We start from the raw sequence: 16,530 nt of genomic DNA, 5'->3' as shown, positions 1-16,530 counted from the left end.
GCAACTATTCCGATGCAAGGTTGCGCCGTCTAATGCCGTAAACGCCTACCCTATGCCGAATCGGCATGAGCTTTTTTAAATGAAACTGGCGTCCCAACCGGTTCGAATACGACATTTCGGCAGGCATAAGTGCCGTGAACCGGCCATTACAGCGTAGGTTGGTTATTTTTTGAACGAGTGATTTCGACGAAAAATTTAGGAAAAAGCCTACGTTAGGAAACTAAAAGTCCCACTTACTGGATCGACTCTTTCTCGATATACGGTCGCGAAGAAACACCGCGAAATGCTTTCGCACGCAGTGTGAGCGATAAAAAAGACGAGCAGAACGCTCTGGATCAACGTTTTGTCACGTTGAAAGCTCAGCGCAAGTCCGTCGAACCGCTCCGGTTGGCGAACTTGCGTCGCAGCTTTTACCCTGACCCGGCCCTCATCGCAGGCACTCCCTGTACCCGTAGGTCACTCCGACCCTGCAACAGTCAGAACGTCCCGGCCCCCTGGTCATGCACCGGCCTTCCTCGGGCGGGTGCAATGGAGGACAGCCTTTCAGCTGCCCTCATGTTCAATACCAGTTCGGATCTTTCTTCAGCGTTTCCATCAACAGATCCTGCATGCCCTGGTCGGGCTTGCCGAGGAAGCGGTAGGTGGCATGTCGCGTTGGCGACTTGTCGGCCGGCAGTCCTTCGGGCACATCGACCAGCATGGCGTAAGCGTGTTTCTTGTCGAAGCTGAAGGCGACGATCAGGCGGTGGTTGAGGCATTTGTCCTGCGATTCACAGAGCGGCCCCACCAGATACTGATCGCCATCTTCAGTCACGGCGTTCATCTGTTGGTCCGGCGCGCCGGAGAGGTTCATCACCCATTCCGGCAGGCGTTCTTCCTTCTTCACCACGCCTTCCCAGGTTTCCCTGTATTGCGGGTCGGAACTCAACAGTTCGTTGACCCGCGCCTGGCCGTCATTGGCCGCCATCGCCATGGCACTACCGCCCAGGAGCAGGGCGGCTGCCAGTGTCTTTAAACCCTTCATGTTCAACCTCGACCGCGACGGCCAAAGAAGAAGGAAGCGATGAACATCACCAGGAACACGACAAAGAGAATCTTGGCGATACCCGTGGCGGTGCCCGCGATACCACCGAAGCCCAGTACTGCAGCGATGATGGCAATGATCAGGAATGTGATTGCCCAGCTCAACATGGTGATTCTCCTTGCTTCTATTTAGGGGTGTTGCCGGTCTCGGCGCGGGGGCGCCCAGATTCGTTGATCAGAAAACCCAGCGTTCTTCACGGGGCATGTCGCCCAGTGGCTGTGGCTGGTCGACGTCCATCATGCGCATCGCGCCGTTGTCGGCCTGGCTGCTGCTGACGGCGCTGAAGTGCGTCTGCGTCGCGTGTTGCATGGAAATCAGGGGCTCAGGTTGCTGACTGTGCTCCCAGCGCAGGTATTGCTGGCAGGCAATCAGCGTGATCAACAGCGCAAGTGCGCCAAACAGGGCCTGCTGCAAGTGCAGTGGCGAGATACGCATTTGGGCGGCACGTGGGCGAGTCATCCTGGGTTCCTCACTCTTATTCGGTTGGGGCAGTGCATTTCTGCCCGGGCTGAGAGAGGTATTGCAGCCTGCATGCCAGCTTTTTTTTTTGAAAAAATCCAATAAAATCAGATAGTTACAGATGGTGTGAAAATTCCTGACGACGCATCCTGCACGATGACCCGCGCAGGGTCGTGCGTAATGCACGATTATTTCGTAGGAGAAATCATTCTTTTTGAATTGAGGGCAGGGTGCGGATGTCAGAAAAGGAGGCAGGAAACCGCCTTGAAACTGTGCGATGTTTAAAAAATCAACAAAATCAGCGGATTAGCCGTGAGGGCAGGAGAGAGCTACCCTGCTATGACCGGAATCGATCAGAATCAACCATGCAACTTGCCCGATTTTTCCGGGACTAACCCAAGACATTCACTTATGGAGCGTAGGAAAAATGGAATCAGCCACTGAGCACCAAGGCCGCATTCTGCTGGTGGACGATGAATCCGCCATCCTGCGAACCTTTCGTTACTGCTTAGAAGACGAAGGTTATACCGTCGCCACCGCCAACAGTGCGGCCCAGGCTGACGCGCTGTTGCAACGTCAGGTGTTCGATCTGTGCTTCCTCGATTTGCGTCTGGGCGAAGACAACGGCCTCGATGTATTGGCGCAGATGCGCATTCAAGCGCCATGGATGCGGGTGGTGATCGTCACCGCTCATTCGGCCGTCGACACGGCGGTGGACGCGATTCAGGCCGGCGCTGCCGATTATCTGGTCAAGCCGTGCAGCCCGGATCAATTGCGTCTGGCGACTGCCAAGCAGCTAGAAGTGCGCCAGCTATCGGCGCGTCTGGAAGCCTTGGAAGGTGAAATCCGCAAACCCAAGGACGGTCTCGATTCCCACAGCCCGGCGATGAAAGTCGTACTGGAAACCGCGCGGCAAGTGGCGGGCACCGACGCCAACATTCTGATCCTCGGCGAGTCCGGAACCGGTAAAGGTGAGCTGGCCCGAGCCATTCACGGCTGGAGCAAGCGCGAGAAGAAATCCTGCGTCACCATCAATTGCCCGTCGCTGACGGCTGAGCTGATGGAGAGCGAGCTGTTCGGTCACAGTCGCGGCGCGTTTACCGGGGCCAGCGAAAGCACCTTGGGCCGCGTCAATCAGGCCGATGGCGGCACGCTCTTTCTCGACGAGATCGGCGACTTTCCGCTGACATTGCAACCCAAGTTGCTGCGTTTCATTCAGGACAAGGAATACGAGCGGGTAGGGGATCCGGTCACCCGCCGCGCCGATGTGCGCATCCTCGCCGCCACAAACCTCAATCTTGAGGACATGGTGCGCGACGGGCGTTTCCGTGAAGACCTGCTCTATCGCCTGAACGTCATCACCCTGCATCTGCCGCCGCTGCGCGAGCGGGCTGAGGACATTCTGACCCTGGCCGACCGTTTCCTCGCTCGCTTCGTGAAGGAATACGCGCGTCCGGCCCGGGGTTTCAGCGACGAGGCTCGCGAAGCGCTGTTGGGCTACCGCTGGCCCGGCAACATCCGTGAGCTGCGCAACGTGGTCGAGCGGGCGAGCATCATCTGCCCGCAGGAGCGGGTGGAAATCAGCCACCTCGGCATGGCCGAGCAACCGGCCAACAACGCGCCACGGGTTGGCGCTGCGTTGAGCCTCGATGAGCTGGAGAAAGCCCACATCGGCGCAGTACTGGCGACTGCCGGCACTCTCGATCAGGCCGCCAAGACTCTGGGCATCGACGCCTCGACCCTGTATCGCAAGCGCAAGCAGTACAACCTGTGAGCACCCGCCGATGAAACTGGCGATGAAGTTGCGGACCCGCTTGTTCCTGAGCATTTCCGCGCTGATCACCGTGGCCTTGCTCGGGCTGATGCTCGGGCTGGTCAGCGTGATGCAGATGGCCGGCACTCAGGAGGCGCTGATCCGCAACAACTTCGTCACCCTCGATCTGGGACTCAAGCTGCGCCAGACCCTCGGCGATCAATTGATCATGATGCTTGCCGAAAAGCCCGATCCCGTGGCGTTCGAAGCGTCCAAACAACGTTATTTCGAATTGCTCGACGAGGGCATCGCCCAGGAGCAGAAAAACGACAATCGCCAATACGGGTTCAGTCAGGCTAAAAGCGATTACCTGACTTTCCTTGAGGCGTTCGACCTGTCCCGCGATCCGGGCGCCGCCCTGAGTGGCGGTGGCGACTTGCGCGAGCGATTCAACACCCTGCGTAACGGTTTGATCTCCGAGCACAAACACGCGCTGGATAACATCAACGCCGTCCAGCACGCTGCCCGTGACCGGGCGCTGCTGATTTCCGGCTTGCTCGGGCTGGTGGGGCTGGCGGTGCTGATCATCGGTTTTATCACCGCCCAAGGCATTGCCCGGCGTTTTGGTGCGCCGATCGAGGCGCTGGCCAAAGCGGCGGACAACATTGGTCAGGGCAATTTCGAAGTTACGCTGCCGGTGTCCTCGGCGATGGAAATCAATCTGCTGACCCGGCGCTTCGGGCTGATGGCTGAAGCCCTGCGCGAACACCAGGCGACCAACGTCGACGAATTGCTCGCCGGCCAGCAACGCCTGCAGGCGGTACTCGACAGCATCGATGACGGCCTGCTGATGATCGACCGTCAGGGGCATCTGGAACACTTGAACCCGGTAGCCCAGCGGCAATTGGGCTGGGACAGCGACCGTTTCGGCGAGGGCCTGGGCACGGCGCTTCAGCGTCCGGAGCTGGATGCACAACTGCAACTGGTGTTGCGCGGCGGCACGCTTGAGCGGGCACCGGAAGATTTAAGCATCGAGGTCGATGGCGAATCGCGCCTGCTGACCTACAGCCTGACGCCGGTCAGCCATACCCAGGGGCATATCCTCGGCGCCGTGATGGTCTTGCACGACGTCACCGAACAGCGCGCCTTCGAACGGGTGCGCAGCGAATTCGTGCTGCGTGCGTCCCACGAATTGCGCACCCCGGTTACGGGCATGCACATGGCGTTCGGGCTGTTTCGCGAGCGGGCGAAGTTTCCTCAGGAGTCGCGTGAATCCGACCTGCTCGACACGGTTAACGAAGAAATGCAGCGCCTGATGCAATTGATCAACGATCTGCTGAATTTCTCGCGCTATCAGAGCGGTTTGCAGAAGCTCACGCTGGCGCCGTGTTCCATCGAGGATCTGCTGGAGCAGGCGCGTTTGCGGTTCGCCGATTCGGCGGCGCAGAAGGGCGTTACCCTGCAGGTCGAAGCGCAGGGCCCGCTGCCTCGTTTGCAGGCGGATCAGGCGCAGCTCGATCGAGTCCTCGACAACCTGATCGACAACGCCTTGCGCCACACGGCGCGCGACGGGCTCATCCGCTTGCAGGCCCGGCGCCATGGCGAGCGGGTGATCATCAGCGTCGAAGACAACGGCGAAGGGATTGCCTACGGTCAGCAAGGGCGGATCTTCGAACCGTTCGTCCAGGTCGGCAGGAAAAAGGGCGGGGCCGGGCTGGGACTGGCGTTGTGCAAGGAAATCGTCCAGTTGCACGGCGGGCGGATGGGCGTTTACTCGCGGCCGGGGCAGGGCACGCAGTTCTACATGGCGCTGGCGGTCTAGGCCTCGTCGTCGATCCGGCGGCCGGCGAGCCGACGACCACGGGTGATCAGTTCGATGAACTGCACCGCGCTCAAGGCGTGGGCGAACAGCCAGCCCTGACCGAACTTCACCCCTTCGCTGCTCAGCAGCTCGGCCTGGGATTCGTATTCGATGCCTTCGGCGATCACCTTCAGGTCCAGTGCCTGGGCCATGTGAATGATGTGCGGCGCGACACCGCTGCTGGCAGCGTCATGGCCGAGGGCGTCGATGAATGCCTTGTCGATCTTCAGGCAGTCCACCGGCAGGGTTTGCAGGTAGGCGAGGCTGCAATAGCCGGTGCCGAAATCGTCGATCAGCACCTGATGGCCGACATCCCGCAGCGCCTGCAGATTTTCGCGGGCCACCACCACATCGATCAGGCCCCGTTCGGTCACCTCGAAAGCAATCTGCCGTGCCGCGACCCGGTGCAACGTCAGCAGTCGAGCCATGACCTGGCCGATGCGCGGCACCATCACGTCGCAGGCGGCCAGGTTCACCGAGATGTACAGCTGCGGATTGGCCCGCAGCAACTGGCCCAACTGCTCGAGCAAGCGTTGCAGGACGAAATCGGTCATCTGGCGAATCTGCCCGGTGTTCTCGGCCATCGGGATGAACAGGTCGGGGCTGGTCAGCGTGCCGTCCGGCCGGCGCCAGCGCAGCAGGGCTTCGGCGCCGACGCAGTTGCGGCTGTCGAGATCGAAGATCGGCTGATAAAGCACCTGCAACTCGCCCCGGCGGATCGCGCCGTGCAACTCGGCGTCCAGCGACTGGCGCTGGCGCACGATCCAGAACACCAGAACGCCCACTAGCGAACCGAGCACCAGACAGAACGGCACCATCCACCACCAGAGCTCCGGAATGTGCATGCCCGACCGCGGGCTGATCAGCACCAGTTGGTATTCCGGGTTATCGGTGGGCATGCGGTAGATCAGGTGCGACTGGGTGACTTGCAGCGCGTTCGGGGTTTTCGGCGGCCAGGGTTCAGTGGGTGGCCAGGCTTGTGGAACGCCGAGTACCGGAATCGCCCGGGACCCGTGATCCAGCACCACCAACAGGCTGCTGCCGGGCGACAGGTCGACCATGTCGGTCAAATGCCCGCGCGAAGTAGCGACGCGAAAGTTGCCACGCCCGAGCATCAGCGCTGCGCGGTTTTCATCGGGTTCGGTGGTGGTATTCAGCCAGTAGCTGTAGGTCGGGCCTTTGATGTCCGGCGGGCGGATCACCGACAGGCCTTCCTGGCGGGGGCGGTTGGAGCAGATCCGCGTGGCGTCCATGTAGGCCGCTTCATAGACGAAGCGATAGTTGAACGTCACTTGCTGCAACGTGGCGATCATTTCGTCGTCGCAGCTGCGCAAGGGTTGGGCTTCGAGGTCGTCGAGGCTTTCGCGCAATTGGCCGAACAGTTGCTCCAGACGCGCCAGGAACCGCTCGCCCTGGGCGTTCATTTCCTGGCTTTCGCTTTGTTCGACCTGGCGCATGGCCACGAACAGCCCGCCGGTGATCAGCAGGCTCGCACTGAGGACAGCCGCGATCATCGCCAGAAACCAGGGGCGATAAAACCAGCTACGCAGCGTCTCTCGGGTAGCAACCATCATGGATATCCGAAGAATTACCAATGAGTTATAGCTGCTGATTGCGTTTTCGCCCTGACCGTCGGGCGGGCGTCATTATTTTGTCTGATTCAACACCAGCAGCAACGCCGCTGTTTGCGCATCTGGCGTGCCGTCAAAGCGCGTCGGGCGGTAGTGCATCTGGAAGGCCGCGAGCACATGCCGGGTCGCCACATCCAGCTCGCCGGTCTGCGGCGTCGAGTAGCCCAGGCGCGTCAGTTGGCTCTGGAACCAGGTGATGCTCGGCAGCTCGGCGTCGAACTGCGCCTGCTGGCGTGCCACGGCTTGTTCGTTGGGCCAGAGCCCCAATCCTTCGGCCGCCAGACGCTTCCAGGGGAACAGCGGCCCCGGGTCGAGCTTGCGCAGCGGGGCGATGTCGCTATGGCCGATGATGTGGCGCGAGCTGATGCCCTGGCGCTTGCTGATGTCCTTGAGCAGAACGATCAGCGATTGCACCTGGGCTTCGCTGTAGGGATACCAGAGGCGACCGGTCGGTGTGTCCTTGAAGCCCGGATTGACGATCTCGATGCCAATCGAGCTGGAGTTGAGCCAGGTACGGCCTTGCCATTCGCTTTCGCCGGCGTGCCAGGCGCGAAGGTTCTCGTCCATCAGCTTGTAGATAGTGCCGTTTTTGTCGTCGCCAATCAGGTAATGGCTGCTGACTTCGCCGTGGGTCAGCAACTGCAGCGAGCGTTCGAGCGAGGCGGAGGTGTAGTGCACGATCACGAACTGCACGCGACTGTCGTGATTGACCGAAGGATGGCTGGTGTCAAAACGCGGGCCGCTGGCACAACCGGCCAGGAGGATCAGCGACGCGACGAGGGTAAAAAATTTCATGGCAGAGGGCAGTACACGCAAGACGATAATGCAACAGTGTAACGTATCGCCTTGCGCTTCGACGCTTAAAGGGCTGATTTAAACAATATGGAACATTTGCGTCAGCCCAGCTCCACCCGGTTACGCCCTGCATTTTTCGCCCGGTAAAGCGCCTGATCGGCTCTTTTAAGTACCAGATCGCTGTGCTCTCCCGGCCGGAACGCCGCAAGACCCATGGAAACGGTGATCGTGACGCGCTCGCCCTTGAAGTGAAACGGGCAGGCTTCGATGGAGGCGCGCAGGGTTTCCAGGAGTTTGGCGCCGACGGCCGGCGGGGTCGCCGGAAGCAGCAGGACAAACTCTTCGCCGCCGAAACGAGCGATGAAATCGCTGCCACGCAGGCGTTTGCGCAGCACCGTCGCAATGATCTTCAACACCTTGTCGCCGGCCAGGTGGCCGTAGTTATCGTTGATACGTTTGAAGTGATCGAGGTCGAGCATGGCTAGGCTCAGGGTGTTGCCGTGCTGCTGCCACTGGGCGATTTCATGTTCGAGCCGTTCGGTCCAGGCGGCGCGGTTGGGCAGGCCGGTGAGCGGATCGATCAGGGCTTTCTGGCGCTGCTCTTCAAGGTGTTCGCGATAGCCCAGCGCTTCCTGCTCCATGTGCGCAACGCGCTCGGCCAGGCTTTTCAGGCGTCCGGCGACTTCCTGCTCCCGGGCGTCACGCTGCTTCTGATGCTGATCCATCGTGCCGAGCAGGCCTTCGAGGTGGTTTTCCAGCACCTGTTTAAGGTCATCCAGATCGGCCGCTTCCTGCACGCTGTTCTGCAAGCCGTCGACCTGTTCGCGGATCTGCGTGTCCATCGCCCGCGCCGCGGAGCTGTTGTCAGCGTGGCCTTCGCTGGCGGCCTGCAAGTTGCTCTGGAAGGCTTCGAGGCGTTCATTGAGTTGCTGCAAATAAGTTTCGAATTCGTGCTGGCCGCTGTCGGTAATGGCCAGCATCAAGGTCGCCAGATCGTCGAGGATCGGCAACAGTTCGTACCAGTTCAAGCCATTTTTCAGCCGGTCGCGCATCGCTTCGGCTTGCGGGCGGTGGCGCTCCGGCAAGGTCAGGTCGTCCAGCAACCCGATCAGCGTGTCTTCGATGTGTTTGGCGACCGAGCTGTAGGACGGTTCCGGCGAGTCCGGCAGGGCGTAGAGGATGTCGTGTTCGGATTGCTCCGGATCAATTGCGGCCAATGCCTGGGCGATGGGCTCGGGCAGGGGCAGGCTGTCGAGGATCACGGGCGGCGGGGTATCGCCGGGGTGGATCAGTTCGTCCGGGTTGATGGCTGTTGGCACTGCCTGCGCGAAAACCGGTGGAGGCGTGAAGGGCTGCGGCTCCGGTTCTGGCTCGGCGGGTTCTGGTTCGCTGGGGGCGGAGGGAGATTCGGTGAGGATTCTGGCCGGCTCGAAGGCCACCACCTCCGGCTCCGCATGATACTCGGGGGTTGGCGCTGGAGTTTTCGCGGGTTCGGCCACGGGGGCGGCAACCGGCGCTTGGCTGACGGGCGCAGGGGCGACCGGTTCGGCGGTCGTGACAGGCGCTTCCTGCAAGGGCGCGGTTAGATGCGTGACGGGGGGTTGCTCTGTGTGTGCTGGTGGTGCGGCCATGGCAGGCAGGGTCGCCGTCGCAGGCACTTCCTCGTTGTCGCGGCTGCCGAACAGGCGCTGCAACAATCCGGGGCGTCCCGGTTCTGCCGGCGTTTCCAGCTGGCTCAGGGCCTTGCCCTGCAAGCCGCTGAGTTCGCTGAGCAGCAGCGGCATTTCCCTTGCCTGACTCACCCGGCCGTCCAGCTGCTTGGCGAATTTCTTCAGCGGCTGGGCCACATCGCGGGGCAGCGGGAGGGATTGCAACTGAGTGACCAGCGCAGTCAGTGCGGTGCTGACCTGTTCTATCCGGGTTTCCCGGCGCTGCTCGGAATCGAGCACGGCTTTTTCCAGGCGCGGCAGCAGGGCGGCGAGGCCGGCGTCCATGTCATCGGTGCGCACCACGTCGCGCATTTCTTTCATGCACTGATCGACCACGCGGTCGGTGCCTTCCGCCGCCAGGGTGCTGCGCACCAAGCCACGGCGCAGCAGGTCGAGCCGGGCGTCCCATCGACGTTCGAGCTTTTCCTGTTGTTCGATGCTTTTGAGGTATTTCTCTTTCCAGCGCTGGGCTTCGTCGCTCATTCAGGGGTTCCGCGAAGGGCAGTGCTCAACGCGGGCAATGCATCGGCCGTGAGCGAACCCGGCAGACGAATCTCTACCGCGACCGGCAGGTGATCGGAAATCGGTTGTGCCAGCACTTCGACCTTTTCCAGGGTCAGGGTCGGGCTGAGCAGAATATGGTCCAGGCAGCGCTGCGGGCGCCAGCTGGGGAATGTCGCTTCGAGTTGCGGGGCCAGCAGGCCGAGGTCGCGCAACGGCGAGTGTTGCAGCAGATCGCTGGCGTGGGTGTTCATGTCGCCCATCAGCACTTGGTGCTTGTAGCCGCCGATCAGCTCGCGGATGTAGGCCAGCTGCATGCTGCGCACCCGGGCGCCGAGCGCCAGGTGCATCATCACCACCACCAGCGCTTCCGGGCCTTCGCCAAAACGCACCAGAATTGCCCCGCGTCCTTTCGGACCCGGCAGCGGGTGGTCCTCGATCGCCCACGGCCGCAGGCGACTGAGCACGCCATTGCTGTGCTGGGCCAGTCGGCCAAGGTTGCGATTGAGTTGTTGATACCAGTAGGGGAAGGCACCGAGCTGGGCCAGGTGTTCGACCTGATTGACGTAGCCTGAACGCAGGCTGCCGCCATCGGCTTCCTGCAGGGCGACCAGATCGAAGTCGCCGAGCAGATTGCCGATCTTTTGCAGATTGGTGGAGCGCCCGGGGTGCGGCAGCAGATGCTGCCAGCTGCGGGTCAGGTAGTGCCGATAGCGCTCGGTGCTGATGCCGACCTGAATATTGAAGCTGAGCAAGCGCAGACGGCTGTCTGCGGGCAGGCCCGTCGATTCCAGGTGATGCTCGTTGACCTGCGGATCATGCAGGCCAACGACCCGTTCGGTTCCCCAGCGGCGCATGGCGATTGCCGCGCTTAGTTGGCGGCTGCCTTGTTGGTCGCTCGCTCTTTGGCTACCAGTTGGTCAGCCAGTTTCAGTGCCTGTTCCGCGCCGCCAGCGGAGCCGATGTCGAAGCGGTACTTGCCGTTGACGATCATGGTTGGAACACCGGAGATTTCATACTTCTTGGCCAGCTCGCGGGCTTTCACGATCTGCCCCTTGATGGCGAACGAATCGAAGGTCGCCAGGAACTTGTCCTTGTCCACGCCTTGAGTGGCGAGGAAGTCGGCCATGTCGTTCTTGTCGGTCAGCTTCTTGTGTTCTTTCTGGATCGCGTTGAATACGGCAGCGTGCACGTTGTGCTCGACGCCCATGGCTTCCAGAGTCAGGAACATCTGACCGTGAGCGTCCCACGGACCGCCGAACATCGCAGGAATGCGTACGAAGTTGACGTCGGACGGCAGTTTTTCAACCCACGGATTGATCACCGGCTCGAACGCGTAGCAGTGCGGGCAGCCATACCAGAACAGCTCGACCACTTCGATCTTGCCAGGCACGGCGACCGGTACCGGGTTGCTCAGTTCGACGTAAGGGGTAGCAGGGGCTTCGGCGGCCTGGGCCGTCACGCCGAACAGGCTGGCAGCGACGAGGGCGGCGCTGATGATCAGATTACGCATGCTTTACTCCTGGACAATTTTGGTCGCCTCGCGCGACCTGTTTTCAGACAGATCTTGGCGGGCATGAGTTCTGTAGTGTAACGGCAGCGGCCACAAAAAAGGGCGGCCAAAGCCACCCTTTTTATACTTGCTGCGACGGATTAATCGAGCGTTAACGTGGCAGGCGTTGGCCATCGCACGCGACGCTCGAATCACGCGTCTTAGTGCAGGCCCTGAATGTAGCTGGAGACTGCCGCGATGTCTTCGTCGCTCAGCTTGCGGGCGATGGTGCGCATGGTCATCGCGTCGCCGTCGTTGCTGCGGCCGGCTTCTTCCTTGCGGAAATCGGTCAGTTGCTTGGCGATGTACTGAGCGTGTTGGCCACCCAGGTGCGGGAAGCCGGCGGCTGCGTTGCCGGCGCCGTTCGGCGAGTGGCAACCGGTGCAGGCTGGCAGGCCTTTCTCGAGGTTGCCGCCACGGAACAGGGCTTCACCGCGAGCGACGATCTTCGGATCGGCAGCGCCGACGCTGCCTTTCTGGCTGGCGAAGTAAGCGGCGATGTCGGCCAGGTCCTGATCGCTCAGGTTGGTCAGCAGGCCGGTCATTTCCAGAACGGTGCGCTTGCCCGACTTGATGTCGTGCAATTGCTTGGTCAGGTAGCGTTCACCCTGTCCGGCCAGCTTTGGAAAGTTTGGCGCCATGCTGTTGCCATCCGGGCCATGGCAGGCGCCGCATACGGCGGCTTTTGCCTGGCCTGCGGCTGCATCACCGGCAGCATGGGCGAAGCCTGAGATTCCCACGGTCAACAGCAGACTCACGATCAGTTTGTTCATCAGCTAATCCAACTACGGCTAAGGGTTAAGAGTTATGGACCGGGCTTACTCTCGCTCATCCAGAGGATGAGGGCCTGGTAATCCTCGGCACTGCAGTCCATGCACAAACCACGCGGCGGCATCGCCTTGAAACCCTGGGTCACGTGTTGCACCAGCGTCTCCATACCTTTCGCCAACCTCGGCGTCCAAGCTTCCTGATCGCCTCTTCTGGGCGCCATGGGTAGTTGGCCGGAATGACAGGCTCCACAAACACGGTTGTACACGGCTTCCGGATCCTGTGTAGCCTGTGCGCTGTAAAGCGGCATCAAGACTCCGGCAGCCAGCAGCCATTTCGTCATAAAACGACCTTTTCAGGGTTGAGAGCGTTCTGCGTTCTAATGCGCAATCAAGGTCTGTCGCTCTCGTGAACTTCATCCTTCGCTGGGACAAAGCACACACAAAATCTGCGGCATTATATACTGGCGTCACTGAAACGGAAGCGACACCGCGTTCCGCGCCTAATCCCGGCGCCGCCCACATCGGAAATCCCATGCAACTCAAGAATCCCATCCTCGGCCTGTGCCAACAGTCCACGTTCATGCTCAGTGCCGCCAAAGTCGATCAGTGCCCCGACGACGAAGGCTTCGAAGTGGCGTTCGCCGGTCGATCCAACGCCGGTAAATCCAGCGCGCTGAACACTCTGACTCACGCCAGCCTGGCGCGTACCTCGAAAACCCCGGGTCGCACACAGCTGTTGAACTTCTTCAAGCTAGACGATGAACGGCGTCTGGTCGACCTCCCGGGCTACGGTTATGCAAAAGTACCGATCCCGCTCAAGCAACACTGGCAGCGTCACCTTGAGGCTTACCTCGGTGGCCGCGAGAGTTTGAAGGGTTTGATTCTGATGATGGACATCCGTCATCCAATGACCGACTTCGACCTGCTGATGCTCGACTGGGCCGTTGCGGCGGGCATGCCGATGCACATCCTGCTGACCAAGGCCGACAAACTGACCTACGGCGCAGCCAAGAACACGCTGCTCAAGGTGCAGTCGGAAATCCGCAAGGGTTGGGGCGATCAGGTAACGATCCAGCTGTTCTCCGCCCCGAAACGCATGGGCCTGGAAGAGGCCTACACTGTGTTGGCGGGCTGGATGGAACTGCCAGACAAAGGCGCGGAAGCAGCGACCGAGGCAGAATAAGGGGATTTCAAAACTGTCTGTGGTGCTGCCAGGCAAGGCAAAAGCGGGGCTAAAAAGCGGAGTTTAGGGGACCTAAATGAGCATTTTTAGCCCCGCTTTTAACGCAGTCTGGCGGCGCCACAGGCAGTTTTGAGGCAAAAAAAGCCCCGGACTTCATATGGGGAGGGAGAAGTTCCGGGGTTTAAGTTCCGAACCGCTAGGGCGGGGTTCAGATATCTGCCAACACTTAACACAACATAGGAGCATCGAAGGGCTTCACCAGCCATTCAGTATCTCTGAGTGCCCTGTCGCAAGATTAGTTCAGAATCTTTTCAAAAAACTTTGGAATAAGCTCAAGAACGATCAGGCCTAAGCGCTTTTCGATGCCTTTGCCGCGACGCTCGGTCGCGGCAAAACCCCGACCCAGAGGCCTCAGTGCGCCTCGTCCCAGTTGTTGCCAACCCCCACTTCCACCAGCAACGGCACGTCCAATTTCGCCGCTTCGCTCATGTGCACGCGAATTTCTTCGCGAACCTGATCGACCAGATCCTCGCGAACCTCCAGCACCAGTTCGTCGTGCACCTGCAGGATGACTTTGGCGTCCAGCCCGGAAGCGCTCAGCCAGTTATCCACCGCCACCATGGCTTTCTTGATGATGTCCGCCGCGGTGCCCTGCATCGGCGCGTTGATCGCCGTGCGTTCGGCGGCAGCGCGCTCCTGCGGCTTATTGGAGTTGATGTCCGGCAGATACAGGCGACGACCGAAGATCGTTTCCACGAAGCCCTGATCCGCAGCCTGGGCGCGGGTGCGATCCATGTACTCGCGAACGCCCGGGTAGCGCGCGAAGTAGGTGTCGATGTAGGCCTTGGCGGTCTTGGTGTCGACGCCGATGTCCTTGCCCAGCTTCTGCGCACCCATGCCGTAGATCAGGCCGAAGTTGATCGCCTTGGCGCCACGGCGCTGGTCTGAGCTCACTTCATTCAGCTCGACCTTGAACACTTCGGCCGCGGTGGCGGTGTGCACGTCCAGATTGTTACGGAAGGCATTCATCAGCCCTTCATCGCGAGACAGGTGGGCCATGATCCGCAGTTCAATCTGCGAGTAGTCCGCCGCCAGCAGTTTGTAACCTTTCGGCGCAACGAAAGCCTGACGGATGCGTCGGCCTTCGGCAGTGCGCACCGGGATGTTCTGCAGGTTCGGATCGCTCGACGACAGGCGACCGGTCGACGCGACGGCCTGATGGTATGAGGTGTGGATACGCCCGGTACGCGGGTTGATCTGCTCCGGCAGGCGATCGGTGTAGGTGCTTTTCAGCTTGCTCATGGAACGGTGTTCCATCAGCACTTTCGGCAAGCGGTGATCGTCTTCGGCCAGTTTCGCCAGCACTTCTTCAGCGGTGGACGGCTGGCCCTTGGCGGTCTTCTTCAGCACCGGCAGGCCAAGTTTTTCGTAGAGGATCACGCCCAGTTGCTTAGGCGAGCCGAGGTTGAATTCTTCACCGGCGATCTCGAAGGCTTCACGCTCCAGCGCGACCATCTTGTTGCCCAGTTCAATGCTCTGGATGCCGAGCAATTCAGCGTCGACGAACGCGCCCTGGCGCTCGATGCGAGCAAGCACCGGCACCAGCGGGATCTCGATATCGGTCAGCACGCTGGCCAAGCTCGGGATGGCGCTCAGCCTCTCGAACAGCGTCTGGTGCAGGCGCAGGGTCACGTCGGCATCTTCGGCAGCATAGGGCCCGGCCTGTTCCAGGGCGATCTGGTCGAAGGTCAGCTGTTTGGCGCCTTTGCCAGCGATGTCCTGGAAGCTCACGGTGGTGTGATCCAGGTACTTCTGCGCCAGGCTGTCCATGTCGTGACGGGTGGCGGTGGAGTTGAGCACGTAGGACTCAAGCATCGTGTCGAAGGCGATTCCGCGAACGGTGATGCCTTCATTCTGATCACCGCCGATGGCGCAGTTGGCCAGGATGTTCATGTCGAACTTGGCGTGCTGGCCGACCTTGAGTTTGTTCGGGTCTTCGAGGATCGGCTTGAGTGCGCGCAGCACGGTGTCGCGATCCAGCTGCTCCGGCACGCCGATGTAAGAGTGGGTCAGCGGGATATAGGCCGCTTCGTTGGCCTGCACCGCGAAGGACAGACCGACCAGTTGCGCCTGTTGCGCATCGATGCCGGTGGTTTCGGTGTCGAAGGCGAACAGCTTGGCGTTCTTCAGCTTTTCCAGCCAGACGTCGAATCGCGCCTGATCGAGGATGGTTTCGTACGCAGCTTCAGCCGGAGCGGCAGGCGCTTCTTCCGCAGGCGCGCTGAACAGATCGCCGGCCGGCGCAGGCTCGGTGGCAGCGCTCAGTTCCAGACGCTTGGCGTCCCGCTCCAGATCGTTGATCCAGCTCTTGAACTCCAGCAGGGTGTAGAGCTCAAGCAGTTTGGCCGAATCTTCCGGGCCCATTTGCAGGTCGTCGAGGCCGATATCCAGCGGCACGTCGACCTTGATGGTCGCCAGTTGATAGGAGAGGAACGCCATCTCCTTGTGCTCTTCGAGCTTGGCCGGGAGGGTCTTGGCCCCGCGAATCGGCAGGGTCGGCACGATGTCGAGCTGCGCATACAGCTCGGTCAGGCCACCGTTGACGCCCATCAGCAGGCCGGACGCGGTCTTCGGACCGATGCCGGGAACGCCGGGGATGTTGTCGGAAGAATCGCCCATCAGGGCCAGATAATCGATGATCTGCTCGGGAGCGACGCCGAATTTCTCCTTCACGCCCTCCACGTCCATCGAACTACCGGACATGGTGTTGACCAAGGTAATGTGGCCGTCGACCAGTTGCGCCATGTCCTTGTCGCCGGTGGAAATGATTACCGGGCGATCGGCGGCCGCGCTGCTGCGGGCCAGGGTGCCGATCACGTCATCGGCCTCGACGCCTTCGACGCACAGCAGCGGGAAACCGAGGGCGATCACGCTCTGGTGCAGCGGCTCGATCTGCACGCGCATGTCGTCGGGCATGCTTGGGCGGTTGGCCTTGTATTCGGCGTACATCTCATCGCGAAATGTCCCACCCTTCGCGTCGAACACCACGGCGAACGGGCTGTCCGGATACTGCTTGCGCAGGCTCTTGAGCATGTTCAGCACGCCTTTGACCGCACCGGTCGGCAGGCCTTTGGAGGTGGTCAGCGGTGGCAGCGCGTGAAAGGCGCGGTACAGGTAAGACGAACCGTCCACCAGGACGAGGGGGGCTTGGCTCATGAGCAGAATCAACCTT

14 protein-coding genes are annotated in these 16,530 nt (G+C 60.9%); 3 read left to right on the top strand and 11 right to left on the bottom strand.

Annotated features, from left to right (window positions below):
- Window positions 1-559 precede the first annotated feature (559 nt).
- The 3 genes from AC1Q9F_RS15225 to AC1Q9F_RS15215 all read right to left on the bottom strand — a co-directional run bounded on the left by AC1Q9F_RS15225 (window position 560) and on the right by AC1Q9F_RS15215 (window position 1,543).
- Entirely contained in the window at window positions 560-1,024 is a 465-nt protein-coding gene (locus AC1Q9F_RS15225; RefSeq protein WP_007954053.1) for an inhibitor of vertebrate lysozyme family protein, read from the bottom strand.
- Window positions 1,025-1,026: 2 nt separating this feature from the next.
- The gene (locus AC1Q9F_RS15220) at window positions 1,027-1,191 is read right to left on the bottom strand and encodes a DUF1328 domain-containing protein (protein WP_003177151.1); all 165 of its coding nucleotides are present in this window, start codon (window positions 1,189-1,191) and stop codon (window positions 1,027-1,029) included.
- A 67-nt stretch (window positions 1,192-1,258) separates the two neighbouring features.
- Window positions 1,259-1,543: a hypothetical protein gene (locus AC1Q9F_RS15215; RefSeq protein ID WP_011331770.1), complete on the bottom strand. Its 285-nt coding sequence runs from the start codon at window positions 1,541-1,543 to the stop codon at window positions 1,259-1,261.
- 427 nt (window positions 1,544-1,970) lie between these two features.
- On the opposite strand from AC1Q9F_RS15215, the gene algB reads away from it, so the two are divergent.
- Both algB and AC1Q9F_RS15205 read left to right on the top strand, forming a co-directional pair.
- Window positions 1,971-3,317, top strand: coding sequence for a sigma-54-dependent response regulator transcription factor AlgB (gene algB / locus AC1Q9F_RS15210; protein ID WP_007954049.1), 1,347 nt, complete (start codon window positions 1,971-1,973; stop codon window positions 3,315-3,317).
- 10 nt (window positions 3,318-3,327) lie between these two features.
- Entirely contained in the window at window positions 3,328-5,118 is a 1,791-nt protein-coding gene (locus tag AC1Q9F_RS15205) for a KinB sensor domain-containing domain (protein WP_492620322.1), read from the top strand.
- Here the strand turns inward: AC1Q9F_RS15205 and AC1Q9F_RS15200 are convergent.
- The 7 genes from AC1Q9F_RS15200 to AC1Q9F_RS15170 form a co-directional block, all read right to left on the bottom strand.
- Window positions 5,115-6,728 (bottom strand): EAL domain-containing protein, encoded by a 1,614-nt coding sequence (locus AC1Q9F_RS15200; protein ID WP_492620323.1) that lies wholly within the window; start codon window positions 6,726-6,728, stop codon window positions 5,115-5,117. The two genes, AC1Q9F_RS15205 and AC1Q9F_RS15200, sit on opposite strands and share 4 nt — an antisense overlap.
- Before the next feature lie 75 nt (window positions 6,729-6,803).
- Window positions 6,804-7,583, bottom strand: coding sequence for an N-acetylmuramoyl-L-alanine amidase (locus tag AC1Q9F_RS15195; RefSeq protein WP_492620324.1), 780 nt, complete (start codon window positions 7,581-7,583; stop codon window positions 6,804-6,806).
- Between the two features lie 101 nt (window positions 7,584-7,684).
- The gene (locus AC1Q9F_RS15190; protein WP_492620325.1) at window positions 7,685-9,775 is read right to left on the bottom strand and encodes a GGDEF domain-containing protein; all 2,091 of its coding nucleotides are present in this window, start codon (window positions 9,773-9,775) and stop codon (window positions 7,685-7,687) included.
- On the bottom strand, window positions 9,772-10,650 hold the full coding sequence (locus AC1Q9F_RS15185; protein WP_007954044.1) for an endonuclease/exonuclease/phosphatase family protein: 879 nt from the start codon (window positions 10,648-10,650) through the stop codon (window positions 9,772-9,774). Before AC1Q9F_RS15185 ends, AC1Q9F_RS15190 begins: the two co-directional genes overlap by 4 nt.
- Window positions 10,651-10,664: 14 nt before the next feature.
- On the bottom strand, window positions 10,665-11,306 hold the full coding sequence (gene dsbA / locus AC1Q9F_RS15180) for a thiol:disulfide interchange protein DsbA (protein ID WP_492620326.1): 642 nt from the start codon (window positions 11,304-11,306) through the stop codon (window positions 10,665-10,667).
- A 200-nt stretch (window positions 11,307-11,506) separates the two neighbouring features.
- Complete coding sequence (locus AC1Q9F_RS15175; RefSeq protein WP_085606391.1) at window positions 11,507-12,118, bottom strand: c-type cytochrome; 612 nt, start codon at window positions 12,116-12,118, stop codon at window positions 11,507-11,509.
- A 32-nt stretch (window positions 12,119-12,150) separates the two neighbouring features.
- Window positions 12,151-12,456: a c-type cytochrome gene (locus AC1Q9F_RS15170; RefSeq protein ID WP_045121721.1), complete on the bottom strand. Its 306-nt coding sequence runs from the start codon at window positions 12,454-12,456 to the stop codon at window positions 12,151-12,153.
- 191 nt (window positions 12,457-12,647) lie between these two features.
- Here AC1Q9F_RS15170 and yihA point away from each other — a divergent pair, with 191 nt between their 5' ends.
- Window positions 12,648-13,298 carry a ribosome biogenesis GTP-binding protein YihA/YsxC gene (yihA, locus tag AC1Q9F_RS15165; RefSeq protein ID WP_492620327.1) on the top strand — a complete coding sequence of 217 codons (651 nt, stop codon included), beginning with the start codon at window positions 12,648-12,650 and terminating at the stop codon, window positions 13,296-13,298.
- Window positions 13,299-13,709: 411 nt separating this feature from the next.
- On the opposite strand, the gene polA is transcribed toward yihA, so the two are convergent.
- Window positions 13,710-16,514: a DNA polymerase I gene (polA, locus tag AC1Q9F_RS15160; protein WP_492620328.1), complete on the bottom strand. Its 2,805-nt coding sequence runs from the start codon at window positions 16,512-16,514 to the stop codon at window positions 13,710-13,712.
- Between the last annotated feature and the right edge of the window lie 16 nt (window positions 16,515-16,530).

The organism is Pseudomonas sp. GW823-FHT04A03 (assembly GCF_058796615.1).
The sequence above is the reverse complement of the archived record's forward strand: the minus strand, read 5'-3'. Positions and strand labels throughout refer to the sequence as shown.